Genomic DNA, 19,696 nt, shown 5'->3' with positions numbered 1-19,696 from the left:
GGCGCGTGGTTCAGCGCCGGTCCACCAGGGCATGGGCGATGGTGCCCAGGTCCACATATTCGAGTTCACTGCCCACCGGTACGCCACGCGCCAACCGCGTGACGTTGACGCCCCGGGCCTTGAGCCCCTGCGCGATCACGTGCGCCGTGGTTTCCCCCTCGGCCGTGAAGTTGGTCGCCAGGATCACCTCACGCACCTCGCGCTCAGCGCCGGCTTCGCCACCGGCGGGCGCGTCGACGCGGTCAAAGAGCTTCTGCAGGCCGATGTCGCGCGGGCCCACATCGTCCAGCGGGCTGAGCTTGCCCATGAGCACGAAGTACAAGCCTTTGTAGGCACCGGTGCGCTCCATGGCTGCCAGATCGGCCGGGTTCTCCACCACACACAGCTGGCTGTGGTCCCGCCGCGGGTCGCGGCAGGTGGCGCACACCTCGTCTTCGGTGAAGGTGTGGCAGAGCGCGCAATGACGCACTTCGGCGCAGGCGTGCTGCAGGGCCTGCGCCAGGTGCAGCGCGCCCTCGCGGTCGTGCTGCAGCAGGTGGTAGGCCATGCGCTGGGCGGACTTCACACCCACCCCCGGCAGGCGGCGCAACGCCTGAACGAGCAGTTCAAGGGGGTGGTTTTCGGCCATGGGAATCTTGTTTTTTGAATGCCGGCCTGCGCGGCCGGTTCGACTGCGCTCAGAAGGGGAACTTCATCCCGCCGGGCAGGCCCGGCATGCCGGCCGTGAGCTTGCCCATCTTCTCGTTGGTGGTTTCTTCGGCCTTGCGCACCGCCGCGTTGAAAGCCGCGGCCACGAGGTCTTCGAGCATGTCCTTGTCGTCGGCCAGCAGGCTGGGGTCGATGGTGACGCGCTTCACATCGTGCTTGCAGGTCATGAGCACCTTCACCAGCCCGGCGCCGGACTCGCCGGTGACTTCGATGAAGGCCAGTTCGTCCTGCGCCTTTTTCAGGTTGTCCTGCATGGCCTGGGCCTGCTTCATGAGGCCCGCGAGTTGTCCTTTGTTGAACATGGCTTTTTCCTTGGTTGGGGGGTCGATTGCGAAAGAGTGAGGGGTTCAGCGATCCGCCGCCAGGCCGCCGTTGGAGGGGTGGGCCCGGTCGGGAGACGGCGATCCGCGCAGCGGCGCGGTGTGGGTTTGCATGGCCGCCGTGGCCTTGAGTGTGCCGGGCACGATTCTGCCGCCAAAGTCGCGCATCATGCTCTGCACGAACGGGTCGTCCATGATGCGCTGTTCGGCCTCGCGCTGGCGGCGTGCGGCCTCGGCGGCCAGGCGCAACGAGGGAGAGTCCTGCACCGGCCCGATTTCCACCGCCAGCCGGACCTCGTGCCCCACGGTGCCCAGCGCCGTGGCCAGCCGCTCGCGGATGTTGCCCTGGTTGAGCGACTCGCGCTCCACCCGCAACACCCACTGGCCACTGTCGCGCGCCACCAGCTGGGACTGCAGGCCGAGCTCGCGCACCAGCGCGGTCACCGCTTCGGCGCGCACCAGCTGCATCACGGTGTCGAACCAGAAATCGCCCTCGGGGCTGGACACCACCTCGGGCACGGGGCGGGCCTCGCCCGGGTCGCGCCGCTGGTCCAGCCGTGGCGAGGGCCCCGGGTCGCGCACCGGAATCGCCACCACGCGGCGCGAGGTCTGCACGCCCTCTTCGGGTGGCGCGGGTTCCTCGTCGACCCAGGGTGGCAGGTCTTCGTCATCGGGCGCAGGGTCGGGCTCCAGCATCGGCCCACGCACGGAGGCAGCGGGTGCGGACGGCGGCACCGGCACATCGATTCGCGCGGCGGTGGGCGCCGCCGCTGTCGGGGTTTGTGGTGCGTGGGCGGGCGCGGCCACCGGGGCCGCTGGCGCCTGCGGGGCTCGTGCGAAAGGCGCGAGAGCCGCCGGGGACGGGGTGTTTGGGGCCTCAACCCCTGTTTTCAGTGTTTTTTTTTCCGCCGGTGCGCGGGTTTCGGCGCTGGCGGGTTTGAACGCCAGCAGGCGCAGCAGCACCATGGTGAGCGCCGCGTACTCGTCCGGCGCCAGGCCCAGCTCGCCGCGGCCGTGCAGGCACAGGCTGTACAGCAGTTGGGTTTCGTCGGCGGGCAGATCGTCCGCCAGGCGCACGATCTCGGCCGCGTCCGGGTCGTCCAGATCCTGCGAGCCGGCACGTTCGGGCACCGCCTGCAGCACCGCAATGCGCTGCAGCACGCCAGTCATCTCTTCCAGCGTGGAGGCCGCGTTCAGGCCATCCACACGCAGGGTCTCAATGGTGTTCACCACGGTGGCGCCGTCGCCCCGCGCAAGCGCATCGATCAGGCGCAGCACGTGCGAGCGGTCCACCGCGCCCAGCATCTGGCGCACCGTGGCCTCCTGCAACTGGCCGCCGCCAAAGGCAATGGCCTGGTCGGTCAGCGAGAGCGCGTCGCGCATGGAGCCGCGCGCGGCGCGCGAGATCAGGCGCAAGGCCTGCGCCTCGGCCGGAACGCTCTCGGACTGCAGCACCTGCCGCAGGTGTTCCAGCACCGTTTCGGGCGCCATGGGTCGCAGGTTGAACTGCAGGCAGCGCGACAGCACCGTCACCGGCACCTTCTGGGGGTCGGTCGTGGCCAGCACGAACTTCAGGTACTCGGGCGGCTCTTCCAGCGTCTTGAGCATCGCGTTGAATGCGTGCCCGGTGAGCATGTGGACCTCGTCGATCATGAAGACCTTGAAGCGGCCCTGCACCGGCTTGTAGACCGCCTGTTCCAGCAGCGCCTGCACCTCGTCCACGCCCCGGTTGGACGCGGCGTCGAGTTCGGTGTAGTCCACGAAACGGCCGGCGTCGATGTCGGTGCAGGCCTGGCACACGCCACAGGGTTCGGCGGTGATGCCGCCCTGCCCGTCGGCACCCAGGCAGTTGAGCGACTTGGCCAGGATGCGCGAGACGGTGGTCTTGCCCACGCCACGGGTGCCGGTGAACAAGTAGGCGTGGTGCAGCCGCTGGGTGGTCAGTGCGTTGGACAGCGCCCGGACCACGTGCTCCTGCCCCACCATTTCGGTGAAATTGCGCGGGCGGTACTTGCGGGCCAGGACGACATAGGACATGGCTTCGATTCTAAGCGGCACCCCCACCCCGACAGACCCGCTCGCCATCGCCTACAATCGACCCCGACGGGCCTTCCCGCATGGTGAAGCGGCCAACCGGGTCAGGTGGGGAACCAAGCAGCCCTAACTGTGAATCCAGTGCCGGGGTCAAGGCTCGTCACCTTATTCAGAAAATCCGCAATCGGATCAATAACCTAAGCCAAATCAAGGGCTTACGCGTCCCAAGCTGTATCACTTTCCTGTGTCACTTCCCCAACACTTGAACAAGGGAAACGACATGGCGAAGCCCCCCCGGGGCTGTTCCTTCGCGGCGCCCGTTGGTACGTCCGCATCATCATTCCCCGGGACCTGACAGAGGTCTACGGCAAGACCCGCGCCGACATCGCGCTGAACACCAGCGACCGCCGCGAAGCGGGCCTCTTGGCGACCCTGAAACGGGCCGAATGGGGCGCCGACTTTGAGGCCAAACGCAGCGCCTTGAATCCCGTCCTGGCGGTGGCGATCACGCCCGAGGTCGGCGCCGTGTTGTCCGATCTGATCCGCGCCCATGTGCTGGCCGACGATGAACGGGTGAGGCATGACGTTCGTTTGTTGACAGGTGGGCGGCTTACCGCAGCGCCCCCGGAGACATGACCCCTTGTCCGCGCTCCGACTTGTTGAGTAGCATCAGGACCAAGGAGGAATACATGCACATTCACAGAGACATAGCTGAGCCTCACAGGGGCGACCTGCCGTGGGCCGAGAGGTGGGAAGGGGCAGATGGCGGCTTGATCGCTTGTTGGGAACGGGGGCGGGAGAAGCGGAAAGAGGAGCCGGCGCTGGCACAGCGGGCATCTGAGGGTGAGCTTGTTGTCCTGCCGTGGCGGGGCGGCGTGGAGAAAGCCATCAAGGGCGAGAAGTACGGCACCCTCAACTACTTGGCGATGTACCAAGGCATCCGTGGTGAGTCCCTTGACATCGACACCACCGCGGAGGTCGTGCGGCAATGCGCAAAGACCAAGGTTGCCGTCATCTATACCTGTGACGCGAGCAAGTTCGCCAGCACGGAGGAGTAACCGCCATGATCAATATCTACCAACGGCAGGCGGCCTCGTTTCGCAACGAATTGCGGACATCGTGCGCGGCACTTGTCGGGATCGTTCAGGGCTTGCTTGCTGACGAGCACTTGAATGACCAAGAAATTGGCTTTTTGCGGAAATGGCTCCGCGATGCCGAATCGGTCTCGCTGGCGTGGCCCGGTAGCCTTGTGTACGCGCAAGTCGAGGAGATTCTGAGCGACGGGCACGTGACAGAGGGTGAACGCGCTCAACTCACGGAGACCCTGCGTCAGTTGTTGGGCGGGCGTTTGGATGAAGTCGCCGAAGCTGGGTACGTGAGTGAACTCCCGCTAGACCGCGTTCAACAAATCGACGTGACGGGGAAGCTGTTTTGCTTTACAGGTGACTTCGTCTTTGGCCCCCGGCGCACCTGCGAGGAAGCCATTGAACGGCGCGGCGGCATCGTTGGGTCAGTTACCAAGAAGCTTGATTACCTTGTCGTGGGTGGCCTGGGTAGCCTGGAATGGAAGCACGGCAGCTTTGGAACCAAGATCGAAAAGGCCGTGATGTACCGGGAGGGCGGCTGTCCGATCAGGATTGTTCACGAGGATGTATGGACCGCTTCGCTTCGCGGATGACCCGCGTTCGCCGACGACTTCGACCCAGCTACCGCCCTCGCCTCCACTGCCTGCCCTCGATGTCGTGCCGTGGGGCTGGTGGAGACCCGACTCGGATACCGTGAGGGCTGCGCCCCTGCCAGCCGTGCTCAGAACGCGTCGATCTTCAGGTTCTGGCGCTGAACCACGTTTTTCCAGCCTTCAAAATCTTTTCGCAGGAAGCTCGCCAGCGCGGCGGGTGTGCCTGTGGCGGGCTCCAGCGCGTCCAGCGCCAGGCGGGCTTTCACCTCCGGCATGTCCACCAGATGCGCGAGCGCCGTGTTGAGCCGCTCCACCACCGACGCGGGGGTGTCGCGTGGCGCCATCAGGGCGAAATAGTTCAGCACGTCAAAACCGGACAAGCCGGCCTCGGCCATGCTGGGCACCTGCGGCAGGGCCGGGCTGCGGCGCTCGCTGGTGACCGCCAGGGCCTTGAGCCGGCCGTCGCGGATGTAGGGCGCGAGGGCGGGAATGGTGCCGGTCAACAGCTGGATCTCGCCCGACAGCGCGTCGATGGTGGCGGGCGCGATGCCGCGGTAGGGGATGTGCGTGATGAAGGTGCCGGTGCGCGCCTTGAGCGACTCCAGCACCAGGTGGTTGATGCCACCGACACCGGCCGAGCCGTAGTTGAGCGCGCCGGGGCGCTGGCGGGCCAGGGCCACGAGTTCCTGCAGTGTGTTGGCCGGCAACCGGTTGTTGGCCGCCCAGACCAGCGGGCCCTGGGCGATCATGCCCACCGGCGCGAAGTCGGCCAGGGGGTCGTAACCGGCGCCGGGCAAGGCTGCAGGCACGGTGGTGAAGGGCGCGGCCGCCAGCAGCAGAGTGTGTCCGTCGGGTGCGCTTTGCGCCACCGCCTGGGCGCCCAGCGCGCCTGACGCGCCCACCCGGTTTTCCACCACCACCGCGACCTTGAGCAGCTCGGCCAGCTTGGCCGCCACCAGGCGCCCCATGGCATCGGTGCCGGCGCCGGGCGCGAAGGGCACGATGATCTTGATGGGCTGCTCGGAAATGCCAGCGGCCCGGCTGGCGAGCCCGCTCAGCCCCAGGGAAGCGACGGCCAGGTGGCGGAGGAATGTGCGGCGGTGGGGTGCGTGGAAAGACATGGTTTCAACTCCTGATCCGGGTCCGGTGACCGGGTTGTGACCACTGTACGCAGCCCGTGTGAAAACGGAATGACGTCCGTCTCAGGTCGCGGCCGCGTTCAACCAGGCGACGGCGCCCTGGCCGGCGGCCACGCCGCTGGCCAGGCAGGCGGTGAGCAGGTAGCCCCCGGTGGGCGCTTCCCAGTCGAGCATTTCACCCGCGCAGAACAGGCCCGGCGCGGTTTTTACCATCAGGTGTTCGTCCAGCGCTTCCCAGCGCACACCGCCCGCGCTGCTGATGGCTTCATCGATCGGGCGCGGCGCGACCAGCGTGATGGGCAGCGCCTTGATGGCCGCGGCCAGCCGTGCGGTGTCGTGGAGCGCGTCTTTGTCGAGGCATTCGTTCAGCAGCGCCATCTTGATGCCGTCCAGACCCAGGCGGCTCTTGAGATGGCCCGAGAGGCTGCGCGAGCCGCGGGGGTGCGCCACCTGGGTCAGCACGTGTTCCGCACCGCGGTCGGGCAGCAGATCGAGCTCGAACGTGGCGCGGCCGTTGCGGGCGATCTCGTCGCGCAGCAGGCCGGAGGCGGCATAGACCAGGCTGCCCTCCACACCGGTGGCGGTGGCGACGAATTCCCCCTTGCGCTGAAAATGCCGACCCTGGCTGTCGGTGAACCGGATGGCCACGGATTTGAACGGCTGCCCCGCAAAGCGGCTGGCGAAATGGGGGCTCCAGCCTGCGGCGATGCCGTGCACGGCCGACCCCGCCACGTCAAAACCACAATTGACGGGCTGCAGGGGCGCCACGTCGATACCGGCCTGCCGCAACCACGGCACCCAGGCGCCATCGGAGCCCAGATGGGCCCAGCTTGCGCCGCCGAGCGCGAGCACGGTGGCACGTGCATGCACCTGCAGCGCGCCTTGCGGGGTGGCCAGGCACAGGGCCGGGGCCGCGGCTCCATCGGCGGCCCAACCCTGCCAGCGGTGCCGCATGTGGAACACCACCGGCGGCCCGCCGGCTTCGGGGTGGCGCAGGCGCTGAAGCCAGGCGCGCAGCAACGGCGCGGCTTTCATGTCGATGGGAAAAATCCGCTGCGAGCTGCCGACGAAGGTCTCGATGCCCAGGCCCGCCGCCCAGTCGCGCACCGCCCGCGGGCCAAAGGCCTGCAGCAGGGGACGCAGCGCTTCGGCGCGCTCGCCGTAGCGGCCGATGAAGGCCTCCAGCGGTTCGGCGTGGGTCAGGTTCATGCCGCCCTTGCCCGCCAGCAGGAACTTGCGGCCCACCGAAGGCATGGCGTCGAACAGGTGCACCTGCCGGCCCGCCCGGCTCAGGACCTCGGCCGCCATCAGCCCGGCGGGGCCGCCACCGATGACGGCCACGTCGACGCTCAGCGCCGGCAAGCCGGCGCCGGCCGTGGTCGGGGTGGCATGGGGCCGGGTGTCTGAATCTGAATCGGTCATGGGGTCTGGGGTTCGGCCGGCAGTGCAATCAGCCGGCCCATGGGGTTGATGAAGGCCAGGCGCAGTGGCGCACCGGGGCGCGCCTGGGCCATAGCCTGCTGGTAATGGCGCATCTGCGCGACCAGTTCGGGTTGGCGCTCGGGGTGTTCGGCGCTTTTGAAATCGAGCACCCACCAGATGCCGCTGGCGCGCTCGCGCACCAGCCGGTCCAGCCGCAGCAGCGCGCCCTGGTGAAACAGTTCGACTTCGTTGCCCCAGTGGTCGAGCCACTCGGCGTCCCAGGCCCAGGCCGCTTCACCGGCCACGATGCGCTGCGCCATGGCCAGCGCCTCGCGGGCCTGGACCGGGTCCAGCGCAAATTCGCGCGCGACGGCCTGGACGTGCTCGCCGGTCCAGTCAAAGCCCTGGGCCGGCGTGGGCCGCCATTGCAGCAAGCGGTGCAGCGCGAGCCCGAGGCGGGTCGCGGCGTCGTCCACCGGCGGCGCGGGGCTGACCGCAGCGCCTGCGGCCTCGCGCGGCACGCTCACCGGGGGCAAACCGGGCAAATTGAAGGCGCCGTTATGGGCCGCGTGGGGTGTCCCGTCAGCGGCTGGTGGCGGCGCGTCCACCATGTTGGCCAGCGGCTGCAGGCGCTGGTACCAGCTGGTGGCGCTGCCGCGCTGGTGGGGCTCGAAGCTGGAGATCACCAGCCGCTCTTCGGCCCGCGTCAGGGCCACGTACAGCGCATTGAGCTCTTCCAGCGCGCGCGCCTGCTGCTCCAGTTCCAGCGCGCCAGCGGCGCAGGCGGGGGGCGACTTTTCGTTGGCGAGAAACACGAAACGGCGCGGCGCGGCATCTTCGCCGGGCCAGTCCACCAGCACCCCCATGTTCTCGGGCCGCGAGGGGCCGGCGTCGGTGTCGAGCATGAGCACGGTGTGGGCTTCCAGGCCCTTGGCGCCGTGGATGGTGAGCAGCCGCACGGCGCCCGGGGTCTGGCTCGGCGTGGCCTTGATGCCACCGGCCTTGAGCGCGCGCACCAGGCGGTAGGGCGAGAGAAAACGCCCGCCGTCCTGCGCCAGCGACTGCGCCAGCAGATCGCGCAACTGGGCCAGGGTCGCACCGCGCTGGCTGGGCGGCACGGCCTGGGCGAACCGTGCGAGCACGTCGCCGTGGTCGTACAGCGCCGAGAGCGCGTCGTGCGGCGGCAGGCTGTGGACCCAGGCGCGGTACAGCGCCAGCCGCTCGGCCGTGGCGCAGAAGTCGCGCGCCTGCTCGTGGGCCTGCTGCGGATCACCCCCCAGCCGCAGCAACAAACCCGGCTGCTCGTCCGACGGCGTGCCGGCGAAGCGCTGCAGCACATCCCACCACGACGGCTTCGCAGGGGCCGGCGTGGCACCGCCGTCGGCCCGCACCGTCCAGCGCTGGCGCAGCCGCGCCAGCTGGGCCAGCGCGTCGTCGCTCCAGCCAAACAGGGGCGACTTGAGCGCGCGCGCCAGGCTCAGGTCGTGCCGCGGCGAGACCAGCGCATCGAGCAAGGCCACCACGTCCTGCACGGCGGGCGCTTCGCAGAGGTCGAGCTTCTCGGGCTGCTCGCTGGCGATACCGCGTTCGAGCAAGGCGTCGTGCATCCAGGCCAGGCGCTCGCGCCGGCGCGAGAGCACCATCACGTCGTCGGCCTGGACGTGGCCCGAGGCGATCTCGGCCGCCACCCAGTCGGCCGCCTGGCGCGCTTCCAGCGCAGACATGGTGTCTTCGGGCAGCAGACGCGGCGTGGTCAGGCTGTCGCGCCAGACCGGCTCGTCGCCTTCCCCATCGGCCGAGCGTTCGCGCAGGCTGCGCGCGAGCTGGGGCAAGGCGATCACCTCGCCCGGCCGCGTGCTTTCGGTGGTGTGGGCGCGGTAGCCACTGCTGTAATCACCCGCCTCCACCGCGGCCAGCATGGCGCTGTTGAGCGTGGCGACCACGCCCTGCGCGCAGCGGCGGGTGTGGTCGCAGCTGAGCAGCGCCCCCGACAGCCCCTGCACCACGAAGGCCTGCGCGGCCTTGAACACCTGGGGCTCGGCGCGGCGGAAGCGGTAGATGGACTGTTTGGGGTCGCCCACCAGGAACACACACGGTGCCTCGCCCGAGCCCGCCCCGGCGTAGGCCGAGAGCCAGCCATACAGCGCCTGCCATTGCAGCGGGTTGGTGTCCTGGAATTCGTCGATCAGCACGTGGCGCACGCGCGCGTCCAGCCGTTGCTGCATCCAGCCCGAGAGTTCGGCGTCGCCCAACAGGCGCAGGGCCGCGCCTTCGACGTCGTTCATGTCCACCCAGCCGCGCTCGCGCTTGAGTTCGGCGTAGGCCACGAGCAGCACGCGGGTCAGGCGGGCCATGCGCTGGTGGTGCTGCCACGCGGCCTGCTGCAGGGTGGCGCCGTGCAGGCGCAGCGCGAACTCCTGCGCGGCCCGCACCGCTTCGATGCCCGCGATCTTTTCGCCGAACTTGCGCGCCTTGTTGTCCTTGGTGAGCAGCGCGTCCAGCACGCCCTGGAAGCGGCGCGCCGTCAGGGCCTGTTCAAGCTCCACACCCTTGGCCGAAAACGTGGGCGCGCTGGCCGCGCCGAGCACGCGCGCAGCCGCCCACAGCGTATCGTGCGGTGCGTCGCCGGCTTCGATGGCCTGAGCGGGGGTGTCGAACGCGGCCAGCTCGGGGTACACGGCGCCAAAGGGCTCCACCGAGCTGTCCACCACCCCGGCGGCATCGGCCAGTGCGAACTCCACCCGCTTCTGCAGCGCGTTGCTCAGCGCCTTGAGGGTCTGGTGGCGGCCGTGTTCGGCCACGCTGTCCATGAAATCCAGTTTGTCGTCGGCACTGGCCGACAGCGCGGCGTAAAAACGCGGCCAGACCAGGGCCACGGCCTGGGCATCGTCTTCCAGCAGCTCGTACTGGGCCGGCAGTTGCAGCTCCTGCAGCACCGACAGTGGTGCCCCACGCAGCAGCGCGGCGAACCAGCTGTGAAAGGTGCGCACCTGCACCGTGCGGCCCAGCGCAGTGACGCGCGCGTGCAGGCTGCGCGCCTGCGGCAGGCGCCGCGCGGCGTCGGCCTCGGACAGGCCACGGGCACGCAGTTCAGCGGCCAGCGCGTCGTCCGGCAAATGGGCCCAGCGGCGCAACTCGCTGTTGAGCCGGTCGCGCATTTCGCCCGCGGCCTTCTTGGTGAAGGTGATGGCCAGGATGTCCTGCGGCGCGCAACCGTCGAGCAGGGCGCGCAGGATGCGCGAGACCAGCATCCAGGTCTTGCCCGCGCCAGCGCAGGCTTCCACCGCGATACTGCGTGCCGGATCGCAGGCCAGCGCGTAGAACGCTTCGCGTGGCACCTGGGCGCCGTTGATGCGGTAGGCGGCGCGGGTCATGTCCAGAAGTCCTTGCGGCACAGACCGCGCGCGGCGCAGAAGTCGCACACCCGGCCCTCGCCCAACGCGGGCATGGGCTGGCCGGCGGCGACACGCGCCATGTCGTGCGCCAGGCCCTCGCGCAGCCGCTCGCGCGCCATCAGCACGTCGGGCTGTTCCACCAGCAGGGTCGGCGCCTCCCGGGCGTCGCCACGTTTGTCGGTGATGCTGAGGTAGGCGGCGCGCAGGTTTTCGTCCGGCAGCAGCGCGGCGTAAAAAGCCAGTTGGGTGTCTTCCAGCGGCTCCTTCACGCGCTCCAGGGTGCCGGGGCGGCCCTCGGTCTTGTAGTCGATCACGAATGGAATGGCGCCCTCGGGGCTGTCCTGCCGGTCAATGCGGTCGAGCTTGCCGTAGAGCTTCCAGGGTCCCGCCTGGGCGGTCAGCGCGGCTTCGGCCCGCTCGAAGCGAGGGCCCGCCCGCCCTTCGGCCGCTTCGAAACCGGCGAGCCAGTCTAGGTAGCCGTCGCGCAGCGCGGGCCAGACCGCCCGGTACGGCAGGAAGCCGGCCCCGCCCTCCCCGGCGTTGAGCCCCATGGCCTCGGCCGTGCTGTCGGCCAGCCGGTCCAGCGCATCGCGGTCGGCCGCCGTGCCGGGCCGAGCGTCGCCACGCTGTTCGTGAAAAGCGCGCAACACGGCGTGCAGCCAGTTGCCCATGTCGCGTTGGTCGGGCTCTGCCTCGAGCTCGGGCGCCTCGGCCAAGCGCAGCTGGCGCAAGGCAAAAAACCGGTAGGGGCAGTCGCGCAGGTCCTGGTAGGCACTGGCGGAAAGTGACTCGGGCAACACGTCGCCGGCCGACGGCTGGGGGCGCGGCTGGGGCAACGGATCGAGCAGTCGGGCCACACGTGGATCGGCGGCAGATTCGATTGCCGACAAGGCCTGCACCCAGGCACTGGGCAGCACCGTCTCGCCGCGCTCCTGCGTGCGCCACAACACATCGAGCCGTGGCATCGCCAACACGGCCTGCCAGGCCTGGGCCGCGGCCTCGGCCAGCGCTTCGCGCGTGGGCAGGCCCAGGGCCTCGCGCTGTGCCGTGGTCCACAGGCCCGGTGGCTCCGGGCTGGGGTTGAGGTGCGCCTCGTCGCAACCGGGCACCACCGTGGCGGCGAAACCGCGGCCCAGCAATTGCGCCATGGGCAGGATCACCACCGCGGCCTCGCCTTCGCTGCGGGGCATGAAGCTCGCGCCTTCAAGCACGTCGCGCACCCAGGCGGTGAAGGCCGCGAGCGACAGGCGAGCGCCCGAGCGCCCCGGCGCTCGCGCGGCCGGGGCACCCGTCGCGGCGCCCGAAAGCGCCTCGCTCACCAGCCCGAGTTCCTGCGCCGCGCCATCGCCCAGCCGCAAGGCCTGGAGCATCTGCTGGCCCGCCGGGTCGCTCTGCAGCCGCTCCCACAGCCCGCAGGCCTGGAGCGCCGCAGCCAGGTCCGTCAGCCAGGGCACCAGGGCGCGCGCCGGCTGCAGCCCTTCCAGCAGGGTCGGCAGCCCCTCGGGCAACGCGGGGGCCAGGCGGGGCGACCGCAGAGCGGCGCGCCAGAGCGACACCCCGGCGTCGCGGGCGAGCTGCTCCAGCAACTGCAGCTGCGCTTCGGGCCAGGCCGAGGCCTGCTTGAGCAGGTCCAGCACGTCGTCCATGCGGGCCCGGGCATCGGCCGCTCGCAGCAGGCTCATCAGCTCGGCCGCCGCGTGTGTGGTCGAGAGCTTCCAGCCGGTCTCGTCGCGCACGGTCAGGCCCGCGCCGTGCAGCATGGCGCTGACGCGGCGCGTGAGCAGGCGGTCGTTCGCCACCAGGGCCACCGGCACCTGCCCGGCGTTGATGCGCTCGATCACGCAGGCGGCGGCGCGCTGGGCCTCGTCTTCCGCATCGCCGCAGGCGTGCAGGCGCGGCGGCGGGCCGAAGGCCACGGCGTCGCTTGCGGCCTCGTGCAGCGACAGCGCCGTCGCGCGAACGCCCCAATGGCTGGCCAACGCGCTGGCCAGCGGGTCCTGCTGGAAGCCCTGCAACACGACCAGAGCATCGGCACCCGTCCCCGGCGCGGCCAGCGGACCCCACAACACGTCGGTGGCGTAGGCGGAGGTGCTCGCCCAGGCCAAAGCCAGCGTGGCCAACAAGGCCTCCCAATGCAGGGCTTGCTGGGCGGGCGCGATCGTTTCGCGCAGACGCTCGGCCCAGGCCAGGCGCTGTTCGGGTGGCACGGCGGCGGCCAGCGGAGCGAGTTGACGTGCGGCCTCCACCAGGCGGGCCACCATGACGGAGCGCAACGACGGATCGGTGCGACCCTGGGCCACGCGGTCAATGAAAGCGGCCGCCACCAAGCTGTCGCGCGCCATGTCCATGCAGAGATCGGTCGGACCCGGCAGGAACGGCTGCAGCGACGCGGCCCAGTTGCGGCTGGACTCGAACCGGGGAGGGAAACCGCTGGGGTGGGCCTGCGCCCAGGCGCGCCGCCCGGCCTCCATGAGCTGGGCGTACGGCACCAGCACAAGGGTGCGACCGGCGTCGGCCTGGCACCGTTCCATGGACGTTTCGATGCGTGCGATCACCGCGTCCCAACGCAACGACACAGGGTGTGGCGTGGGCCCGGCACCGGACAGGCCCGCAGTGGCGTCACCGGGTTCTGGGAACAGGCTGGCAGGCGTCATGGATCGGGGGTTTCTGTCACAATGGAGCGAATCACGCCCCTGGGGGTATGTGCGGTACATACCGGCCTGTGATGCGCGTGCCCAAACTTTAACCTCCCTGTTCAACGTTCTTAGGATGAATCATGGCCAGCGACCTGATCAAACACGTTTCTGATGCAAGCTTCCAGGCCGATGTGCTCGACGCACAGGCTCCCGTGCTGGTCGACTTCTGGGCCGAGTGGTGCGGCCCCTGCAAGATGATTGCCCCGATCCTGGACGAAGTGGCCGGCTCGTACGACGGCAAACTCAAGGTCACCAAGATGAACGTGGACGACAACCGCGATGTGCCGGCCAAGTTCGGCATCCGCGGCATCCCCACGTTGATGCTGTTCAAGGATGGCCAGTTGGCCGCCACCAAAGTGGGCGCCATGAGCAAGGCCCAGCTCACCGCCTTCATCGACCAGCAACTCGCCTGATCGTCGGCCCGCAGCCCGCAAGACCCGCCCAGGTGCAATGCCCGGGCCTTGATTTCCGGGCTGCACTTTTCCTGTCATAATTTGCGGCATCGCTGGCCAGACAGAGACCAGCCCTCTCATTGCGTACCGTCCGACAACCGGACGCCAGCGCCCCCTCCCCCGATTTTTTGACTCAACTCCCTCACGGAGTGAATTCCATGCACCTCAACGAACTCAAGGCACTGCACGTGTCTGAAGTCCTCAAGCAGGCTGAAGCACTTGAGATCGAGAACACTGGCCGCATGCGCAAACAGGAACTCATGTTTGCCATCATCAAGAAGCGCGCCAAGGGCGGCGAACTGGTGAACGCCGACGGTGTGCTCGAGGTTCTGCCCGATGGTTTTGGTTTCCTGCGCGCGCCGGACACCAGCTACACCGCCAGCACCGACGACATCTACATTTCGCCCAGCCAGATCCGCCGATTCAATCTGCACACCGGCGACATGATCGAGGGCGAGGTGCGCATCCCCAAGGACGGCGAGCGCTATTTCGCGCTGAACAAGCTCGACAAGATCAACGGCCTGCCCCCCGAGGACAACAAGCACAAGATCATGTTCGAGAACCTGACGCCGCTGTTCCCCAAGGAACAGATGCGCCTGGAACGCGACATCAAGAGCGACGAGAACATCACCGGTCGCGTCATCGACATCATCGCCCCCATCGGCCGCGGCCAGCGCGCCCTGATCGTGGCACCGCCCAAGAGCGGCAAGACGGTCATGATGCAGCACATCTGCCACGCCATCACCGCCAACCACCCCGAGGTGGAACTGATGGTGCTGCTGGTGGACGAACGCCCGGAAGAAGTGACCGAAATGCAGCGCACCGTGCGCGGCGAAGTCATTGCCTCCACCTTCGACGAGCCCGCCGCGCGCCACGTGCACGTGGCCGAGATGGTGATCGAGCGCGCCAAGCGCCTGGTCGAACTGAAAAAAGACGTGGTGATCATGCTCGACTCGATCACCCGCCTGGCCCGCGCCTACAACAACGTGCTGCCCTCGTCCGGCAAGGTGCTGACCGGCGGCGTCGACGCCAACGCCCTGCAGCGCCCCAAGCGCTTCTTTGGCGCCGCCCGCAAGATCGAGGAAGGCGGCTCGCTCACCATCATCGCCACCGCGCTGGTCGACACCGGCAGCCGCATGGACGAAGTGATCTTTGAAGAATTCAAGGGCACCGGCAACTGCGAAATCCACCTCGACCGCCGCCTGTACGAAAAGCGCGTCTTCCCCTCGATCCAGCTCAACCGCAGCGGCACCCGCCGTGAAGAACTGCTGCTGCAGCCCGAGATCCTGCAGAAGACCCGCATCCTGCGGCAGTTCATGTACAACATGGACGAAATCGAGGCCATGGAGATGGTCTTGAAGAGCATGAAGTCGACCAAGAACAACTCCGAGTTCTTCGACATGATGCGAAGGGGTGGATAAAGCTCCCCCCGCGCCGCCTTCGGCGTCACCCCCCAGGGGGCAACACCTGCGGCCCGGCAAAGCCGGTTCCGCGGTGTTCTGGGTTTCAGGCATCTCGCTCCGGCCAGGCCCATTCTCCAGGCTATAATCAGTGGCTTTATTAATTTGCGACAAGTACAGCGGAATGGTTCCGTTGCGGCTGCCGCACCTGAACTCAAGGAAACGTCATGAAAGACGGCATTCACCCCAACTACCGCGAAGTCTGTTTCGTGGACCTGTCGAACAACTTCCAGTTCGTGACGCGCTCCTGCGCCAACACGAAGGAAATGATCAAGCTGGAAGACGGCCGCGAACTGCCGCTGTACAAGCTCGATACCTCCAGCGAGTCGCACCCCTTCTACACCGGCACGCAGAAGAGCGTGGACAACATGGGTGGTCGCGTGGAACGTTTCCGCAACCGCTACGGCAAGGGCACCCCGGCCGCCAAATAAGCTGGCCGCAGTCTGGAACCTCTGGGTTCCTGCAGTCTCCTGCAAAAGCAGCCGGTCACCCCGGCTGCTTTTTTTTTGCGCTGTCTCTCCGACATCTCTCTGAAAAGGCAAGGCGACGCCCGCTGCCAGGACACCCTCTTGAGCCCTGTATATTCCCCGCAGTGAACCCGACCACCCCCGCCATCGTCAGCCAGACGGCCGTGCGCCGCCTGCCCCGGCTTGCACTCATCCTGTTCTGCGTCGCCTACGTGCTGCCCGGTTTCCTGGGGCGCGAGCCTTGGAAGAACGCCGACGTGACGGCATTTGGCGTGATGCTGGAGATGGCGGCCGGCCACAGCGGCTGGTGGCAGCCTCAGGTCCTGGGCTGGGCGGTGGAAGAGGCCGGCCCCCTGCCCTACTGGCTGGGCGCCATCTTCATCCAGTGGCTGCCGCTGCTGCCCGCCGACCTCGCTGCGCGCGTTCCTTTTGCGCTGTTGCTGGCCCTGACCCTGATCTGCACCTGGTACAGCGTCTACCACCTGGCCCGCCAGCCGGCGGCTCAGCCGGTGAGCTTCGCGTTCGGCGGTGAGGCCAACCCGCTGGACTACGCGCGCGCCCTGGCCGATGCCGGACTGCTGGCCCTGGTGGCCTGCCTGGGCCTGGCCCAGCTTTCACACGAAACCACACCCGATCTGGCCCGCCTGGCCATGGTTTCGGCCATGCTCTATGCAGCGGCCAGCCTAGCGCATGTGACATCGCGCCACCCGTGGCGCGCGGTGCTGGTGTGGGGACTGGCCGCACTGGGCCTGGTGTTCAGTGGTGCGCCCTGGACCACGGTCCTGCTGGGGAGCGGCCTTCTGGTGATTGTGTTGGTGGCCCGCCAGACGCAGGCCAGCGCGGAGTCCGACGGCGGCTCCTTGGGCGCCGCCGCTCCCCCTTGGGCGGACCCATGGCTGTGGTCCGTCGCACTGCTCGTGATCGTGTTGGCCGTGTCGTCACTGGCGGGGCAGATGCCCATGCCCAGCCTGCCGACCCTGCCCGATCCGATGAACTGGCCCAGCTGGGGGCGCCTGCTGGTGTGGTTCACCTGGCCCGCCTGGCCTCTGGTGCTCTGGACGCTGTGGCGCTGGCGCCGCCAGCTTTTCCGGCCCCACGTGGCCCTGCCCTTGTGGGCCACACTGGTGGGCGTGGCCGCCAGCGCCCTGTCCGAACGGCACGACCGCACGCTGCTGTTGGCCCTGCCTGCGCTGGCCGCACTGGCCGCGTTTGCGCTGCCCACGCTGCGACGCAGCATGTCGGCGCTGATCGACTGGTTCACATTGATCTTCTTCACCGGCTGCGCCCTGATCATCTGGGTGATCTGGTTCGCCATGCAGACCGGCGTGCCCGCCAAACCGGCGGCCAACGTGGCGCGGCTGGCCCCGGGTTTTGTGCCCGAGTTTTCCTGGCTGCTGTTCGGGCTGGCCCTGCTGGCCTCCGCCGCCTGGGTCTGGCTGGTGGCCTGGCGTGTGGGCCAGCACCGCGAGGCCATCTGGAAAAGCCTGGTGTTGCCTGCCGCGGGCAGCACGCTGTGCTGGCTGCTGCTCATGACCTTGTGGCTGCCGCTGCTCGACTTCGGACGCAGCTACGGCCCGATTTCGCGCCGCATCGCCAGCATGGTGCCTGCGGGCAGCTGCGTGATCGCCGATGGGCTCACACAGGCCCAGATCGCGGCGCTGCAATACCACGGCCGCCTGCGGCTGGTGCGGAGCACCAGCGGGCCGGCCCCGGCCTGTCGCATGCTGGTGGTGGCACCCGCGAGCCAACCCACGCTGGACGAGCGGATCACCCTCACACAATGGGCCTACCGGGCCAAGGTGCGCCGACTCACCGACAACAAGGAAAGTCTTTTGATCTACCGACGGGTTGGCGGCTGAGCGCGGATGCTTGCCTCAGCCGGTGACCCGCTCGCGCACGCGCGAAGCGGGTAGCACCACCTGGAAGGTCGAGCCCTGCCCCGGCGTGCTCTGCACCTCCACCTGACCGCCATGGCGCTGGGTCACGTGTTTGACGATGGCCAGGCCCAGGCCGGTGCCGCCGGTTTCGCGTGAACGGCTGCGGTCCACACGGTAAAAGCGCTCGGTCAGGCGCGGCAGGTGTTCGACCGCGATGCCCGGGCCCGTGTCGGTGACGAAAAACTCGCCCCCGCCATCGGGCCGCAAACGCCAGCCAGCCTCAATCTGGCCGCCACCGGGTGTGTAGCGCACCGCGTTGCTGAGCAGATTGGACATGGCGCTGAGCAGCTCGGTCTTGGCGCCCGAGACCCAGAACGGGGTCGAAGCAACGGCGCGGATCTCGTGTGGCGGCTGGGCGATCGCCTGCGTCAGGCCCTGCGCCTCCTGAATCACGTGCGTGAGCAGTTCCCCGCTGTCGATCCACTCGCCCGGCCCCGGCGCCGGACTGCCTTCCAGGCGTGAGAGCGTGAGCAGATCGCTCACCAGCGTCTGCATGCGCTGCGCCTGCTGGCTCATCAGGCCCAGGTAGCGCGCGCGATCGTCCTCTTCGAGCGGAATGCTCTGCATGGTTTCCACGAAGCCGCTGAGCACCGTGAGCGGCGTGCGGATCTCGTGCGACACGTTGGCCACGAAATCGCGGCGCATGGCTTCGGCCAACTGCACGGCGGTGACATCGCGCGTGAGCACAAGCTTGCGCTTCTTGCCGTATGGGTGGATCTGCAGCGATATCTTCGCCGGCTGCGAGGGGCGCACACCCGGGCCATCGATCTGTATCTCGTGGCTGAAATCGCCACCGGCCATGTAGGCCGTGAACGCCGGCGCGCGCACCATGTTGCGCACGTACTGGCCCAGATCGCGCTGTGGGTCGAAGCCCAGATGGGCCGCCGCGGTGAGGTTGGACCACTCGATGCGCCCCGCGGAATCCAGCAGCACGACGCCGTTGGGCGAGGCCTGGATGGCGGCGAGGAAATCCTCCAGCCGGGCGTCGCTGTTCTGCGCCTTCTTCTCCAGTTTCTTGATCAACTTGCGGCAGCGTTCGACCAGTTCGCCCCAAGTGCCCGACACATGGGGGGAACGTGAGGCATCGGCCTTGTTGAGCCAGCGCAGCACGCTGCGTGCACGCAGGCCGTCGAAGATGCTCCAGACCAGCGCACCCACCAGGGCACCGGCAAACGTCCAGGCCGCTGTGTCGTGGGCCCAGCCCCACACCGCTCCCAGCGCCACCAGGAGCAGCAGCTCGATCGCACGCCGCGTCATGCGGTGGCGGTGTCTGTGCCCTGGGCCGGACGTCCCGTGGAGTTCAACGCCGTGAGGCGGTAGCCAGCGCCGCGCACGGTCTCCACCATGCCCGCGGCCTCGCCCAGTGATTCCCTCAAACGCTTGACATGCACGTCCACGGTTCGCTCCTCAATGAAGACATGATCTCCCCAGATCTTGTCGAGCAGCGTACCACGGGTGTGCACCCGCTCTGCGTGCTTCATGAGGTAGTGCAGGAGCTTGAATTCGGTCGGACCGACCTTGAGTTCGGCCCCGCGAAACGTGATGCGGTAGGTGCCCGCGTCCAGGGACAGATCACCCACCTGCACCGAGTCTTTCACGATCTCGGGCGCGCGGCGGCGCAGCACGGCGCGAATGCGCGCGAGCAGTTCCTGGGTGGAGAACGGTTTGGTGATGTAGTCGTCCGCCCCGGCATCGAGTCCCTGCACCTTGTCGGACTCGTCGCTGCGCGCGGTCAGCATGAGAATCGGCACGGTCTTGGTGCGCTCCTGCTTGCGCCACTGGCGCGCCAGTGTGGCTCCGCTCTCGCCGGGCAGCATCCAGTCGAGCAGGATCACGTCGGGCAGCACCGCATCGACCTCGCGCTGAGCCGCCGCGCCGTCGAACACCACAGTGGGTGCAAACCCGTTGTGCCGCAGGTTGACGGCGATCAACTCGGCGATCGCCGGCTCGTCCTCCACGACCAGCACGCGTGGCAGTTTTCTCACGAC

Annotated in this window: 16 protein-coding genes and 1 other RNA gene; 8 read left to right on the top strand and 9 right to left on the bottom strand. The window is 68.4% G+C overall.

The window, feature by feature from the left end:
- Positions 1-10: 10 nt before the first annotated feature.
- From recR to dnaX, 3 genes are read right to left on the bottom strand one after another with little or no spacing between them, the layout of a single operon-like run.
- Positions 11-628 (bottom strand): recombination mediator RecR, encoded by a 618-nt coding sequence (gene recR / locus AC07YZ_RS00650; protein ID WP_494793314.1) that lies wholly within the window; start codon positions 626-628, stop codon positions 11-13.
- A 49-nt stretch (positions 629-677) separates the two neighbouring features.
- Positions 678-1,010: a YbaB/EbfC family nucleoid-associated protein gene (locus tag AC07YZ_RS00645; RefSeq protein WP_068168561.1), complete on the bottom strand. Its 333-nt coding sequence runs from the start codon at positions 1,008-1,010 to the stop codon at positions 678-680.
- Between the two features lie 45 nt (positions 1,011-1,055).
- Positions 1,056-3,065 carry a DNA polymerase III subunit gamma/tau gene (dnaX, locus tag AC07YZ_RS00640; protein WP_494793313.1) on the bottom strand — a complete coding sequence of 670 codons (2,010 nt, stop codon included), beginning with the start codon at positions 3,063-3,065 and terminating at the stop codon, positions 1,056-1,058.
- Positions 3,066-3,130: 65 nt separating this feature from the next.
- Here dnaX and ffs point away from each other — a divergent pair.
- From ffs to AC07YZ_RS00620, 4 genes are all read left to right on the top strand, one after another.
- An RNA gene (gene ffs, locus AC07YZ_RS00635) (signal recognition particle sRNA small type) lies at positions 3,131-3,227 on the top strand.
- A 135-nt stretch (positions 3,228-3,362) separates the two neighbouring features.
- Positions 3,363-3,698: a DUF6538 domain-containing protein gene (locus tag AC07YZ_RS00630; protein ID WP_494794022.1), complete on the top strand. Its 336-nt coding sequence runs from the start codon at positions 3,363-3,365 to the stop codon at positions 3,696-3,698.
- Positions 3,699-3,751: 53 nt separating this feature from the next.
- Complete coding sequence (locus AC07YZ_RS00625) at positions 3,752-4,120, top strand: hypothetical protein (protein ID WP_494793312.1); 369 nt, start codon at positions 3,752-3,754, stop codon at positions 4,118-4,120.
- Positions 4,121-4,125: 5 nt separating this feature from the next.
- Complete coding sequence (locus tag AC07YZ_RS00620) at positions 4,126-4,740, top strand: BRCT domain-containing protein (RefSeq protein ID WP_494793311.1); 615 nt, start codon at positions 4,126-4,128, stop codon at positions 4,738-4,740.
- Positions 4,741-4,868: 128 nt separating this feature from the next.
- On the opposite strand, the gene AC07YZ_RS00615 is transcribed toward AC07YZ_RS00620, so the two are convergent.
- The 4 genes from AC07YZ_RS00615 to AC07YZ_RS00600 form a co-directional block, all read right to left on the bottom strand.
- Positions 4,869-5,861, bottom strand: coding sequence for a Bug family tripartite tricarboxylate transporter substrate binding protein (locus AC07YZ_RS00615; protein WP_494793310.1), 993 nt, complete (start codon positions 5,859-5,861; stop codon positions 4,869-4,871).
- A gap of 81 nt (positions 5,862-5,942) precedes the next feature.
- Entirely contained in the window at positions 5,943-7,301 is a 1,359-nt protein-coding gene (locus AC07YZ_RS00610; protein ID WP_494793309.1) for a TIGR03862 family flavoprotein, read from the bottom strand.
- The gene (locus tag AC07YZ_RS00605; RefSeq protein WP_494793308.1) at positions 7,298-10,675 is read right to left on the bottom strand and encodes a UvrD-helicase domain-containing protein; all 3,378 of its coding nucleotides are present in this window, start codon (positions 10,673-10,675) and stop codon (positions 7,298-7,300) included. The genes AC07YZ_RS00610 and AC07YZ_RS00605 overlap by 4 nt, the downstream gene beginning before the upstream one ends.
- Positions 10,672-13,350 (bottom strand): PD-(D/E)XK nuclease family protein, encoded by a 2,679-nt coding sequence (locus AC07YZ_RS00600; protein WP_494793307.1) that lies wholly within the window; start codon positions 13,348-13,350, stop codon positions 10,672-10,674. Before AC07YZ_RS00600 ends, AC07YZ_RS00605 begins: the two co-directional genes overlap by 4 nt.
- A gap of 122 nt (positions 13,351-13,472) precedes the next feature.
- Between AC07YZ_RS00600 and trxA the strand changes: the two genes are divergently transcribed.
- The 4 genes from trxA (at position 13,473) to AC07YZ_RS00580 (ending at position 17,630) form a co-directional block, all read left to right on the top strand.
- Positions 13,473-13,805 (top strand): thioredoxin TrxA, encoded by a 333-nt coding sequence (gene trxA, locus AC07YZ_RS00595; protein WP_068168549.1) that lies wholly within the window; start codon positions 13,473-13,475, stop codon positions 13,803-13,805.
- A 197-nt stretch (positions 13,806-14,002) separates the two neighbouring features.
- Positions 14,003-15,265 (top strand): transcription termination factor Rho, encoded by a 1,263-nt coding sequence (gene rho / locus AC07YZ_RS00590; RefSeq protein WP_068168546.1) that lies wholly within the window; start codon positions 14,003-14,005, stop codon positions 15,263-15,265.
- 206 nt (positions 15,266-15,471) lie between these two features.
- Entirely contained in the window at positions 15,472-15,735 is a 264-nt protein-coding gene (locus tag AC07YZ_RS00585) for a type B 50S ribosomal protein L31 (RefSeq protein ID WP_226493303.1), read from the top strand.
- A gap of 161 nt (positions 15,736-15,896) precedes the next feature.
- Positions 15,897-17,630, top strand: a complete 1,734-nt coding sequence (locus AC07YZ_RS00580; RefSeq protein WP_494793306.1) for a glycosyltransferase family protein — start codon at positions 15,897-15,899, stop codon at positions 17,628-17,630.
- Between the two features lie 15 nt (positions 17,631-17,645).
- Here the strand turns inward: AC07YZ_RS00580 and phoR are convergent, their stop codons facing one another.
- Positions 17,646-18,965, bottom strand: coding sequence for a phosphate regulon sensor histidine kinase PhoR (gene phoR / locus AC07YZ_RS00575; RefSeq protein ID WP_494793305.1), 1,320 nt, complete (start codon positions 18,963-18,965; stop codon positions 17,646-17,648).
- Positions 18,962-19,693, bottom strand: coding sequence for a phosphate regulon transcriptional regulator PhoB (phoB, locus tag AC07YZ_RS00570; protein ID WP_226493306.1), 732 nt, complete (start codon positions 19,691-19,693; stop codon positions 18,962-18,964). The genes phoR and phoB overlap by 4 nt, the downstream gene beginning before the upstream one ends.
- Between the last annotated feature and the right edge of the window lie 3 nt (positions 19,694-19,696).

The organism is Hydrogenophaga sp. GW101-3F08 (assembly GCF_059424585.1).
Note: the sequence above shows the minus strand (reverse complement) of the source record. Positions and strands in the feature narration are given on the sequence as shown.

What these genes read in the sequence shown, in the direction of transcription:
- rho (WP_068168546.1), top strand. Translation starts at nt 14,003, where the DNA reads ATGCACCTCAACGAACTCAAGGCACTGCACGTGTCTGAAGTCCTCAAG.
- trxA (WP_068168549.1), top strand. Translation starts at nt 13,473, where the DNA reads ATGGCCAGCGACCTGATCAAACACGTTTCTGATGCAAGCTTCCAGGCC.
- AC07YZ_RS00610 (WP_494793309.1), bottom strand. Translation starts at nt 7,301, where the DNA reads ATGACCGATTCAGATTCAGACACCCGGCCCCATGCCACCCCGACCACG.
- AC07YZ_RS00585 (WP_226493303.1), top strand. Translation starts at nt 15,472, where the DNA reads ATGAAAGACGGCATTCACCCCAACTACCGCGAAGTCTGTTTCGTGGAC.
- AC07YZ_RS00645 (WP_068168561.1), bottom strand. Translation starts at nt 1,010, where the DNA reads ATGTTCAACAAAGGACAACTCGCGGGCCTCATGAAGCAGGCCCAGGCC.
- AC07YZ_RS00615 (WP_494793310.1), bottom strand. Translation starts at nt 5,861, where the DNA reads ATGTCTTTCCACGCACCCCACCGCCGCACATTCCTCCGCCACCTGGCC.
- AC07YZ_RS00620 (WP_494793311.1), top strand. Translation starts at nt 4,126, where the DNA reads ATGATCAATATCTACCAACGGCAGGCGGCCTCGTTTCGCAACGAATTG.
- AC07YZ_RS00600 (WP_494793307.1), bottom strand. Translation starts at nt 13,350, where the DNA reads ATGACGCCTGCCAGCCTGTTCCCAGAACCCGGTGACGCCACTGCGGGC.
- AC07YZ_RS00605 (WP_494793308.1), bottom strand. Translation starts at nt 10,675, where the DNA reads ATGACCCGCGCCGCCTACCGCATCAACGGCGCCCAGGTGCCACGCGAA.
- phoR (WP_494793305.1), bottom strand. Translation starts at nt 18,965, where the DNA reads ATGACGCGGCGTGCGATCGAGCTGCTGCTCCTGGTGGCGCTGGGAGCG.
- AC07YZ_RS00625 (WP_494793312.1), top strand. Translation starts at nt 3,752, where the DNA reads ATGCACATTCACAGAGACATAGCTGAGCCTCACAGGGGCGACCTGCCG.
- recR (WP_494793314.1), bottom strand. Translation starts at nt 628, where the DNA reads ATGGCCGAAAACCACCCCCTTGAACTGCTCGTTCAGGCGTTGCGCCGC.
- dnaX (WP_494793313.1), bottom strand. Translation starts at nt 3,065, where the DNA reads ATGTCCTATGTCGTCCTGGCCCGCAAGTACCGCCCGCGCAATTTCACC.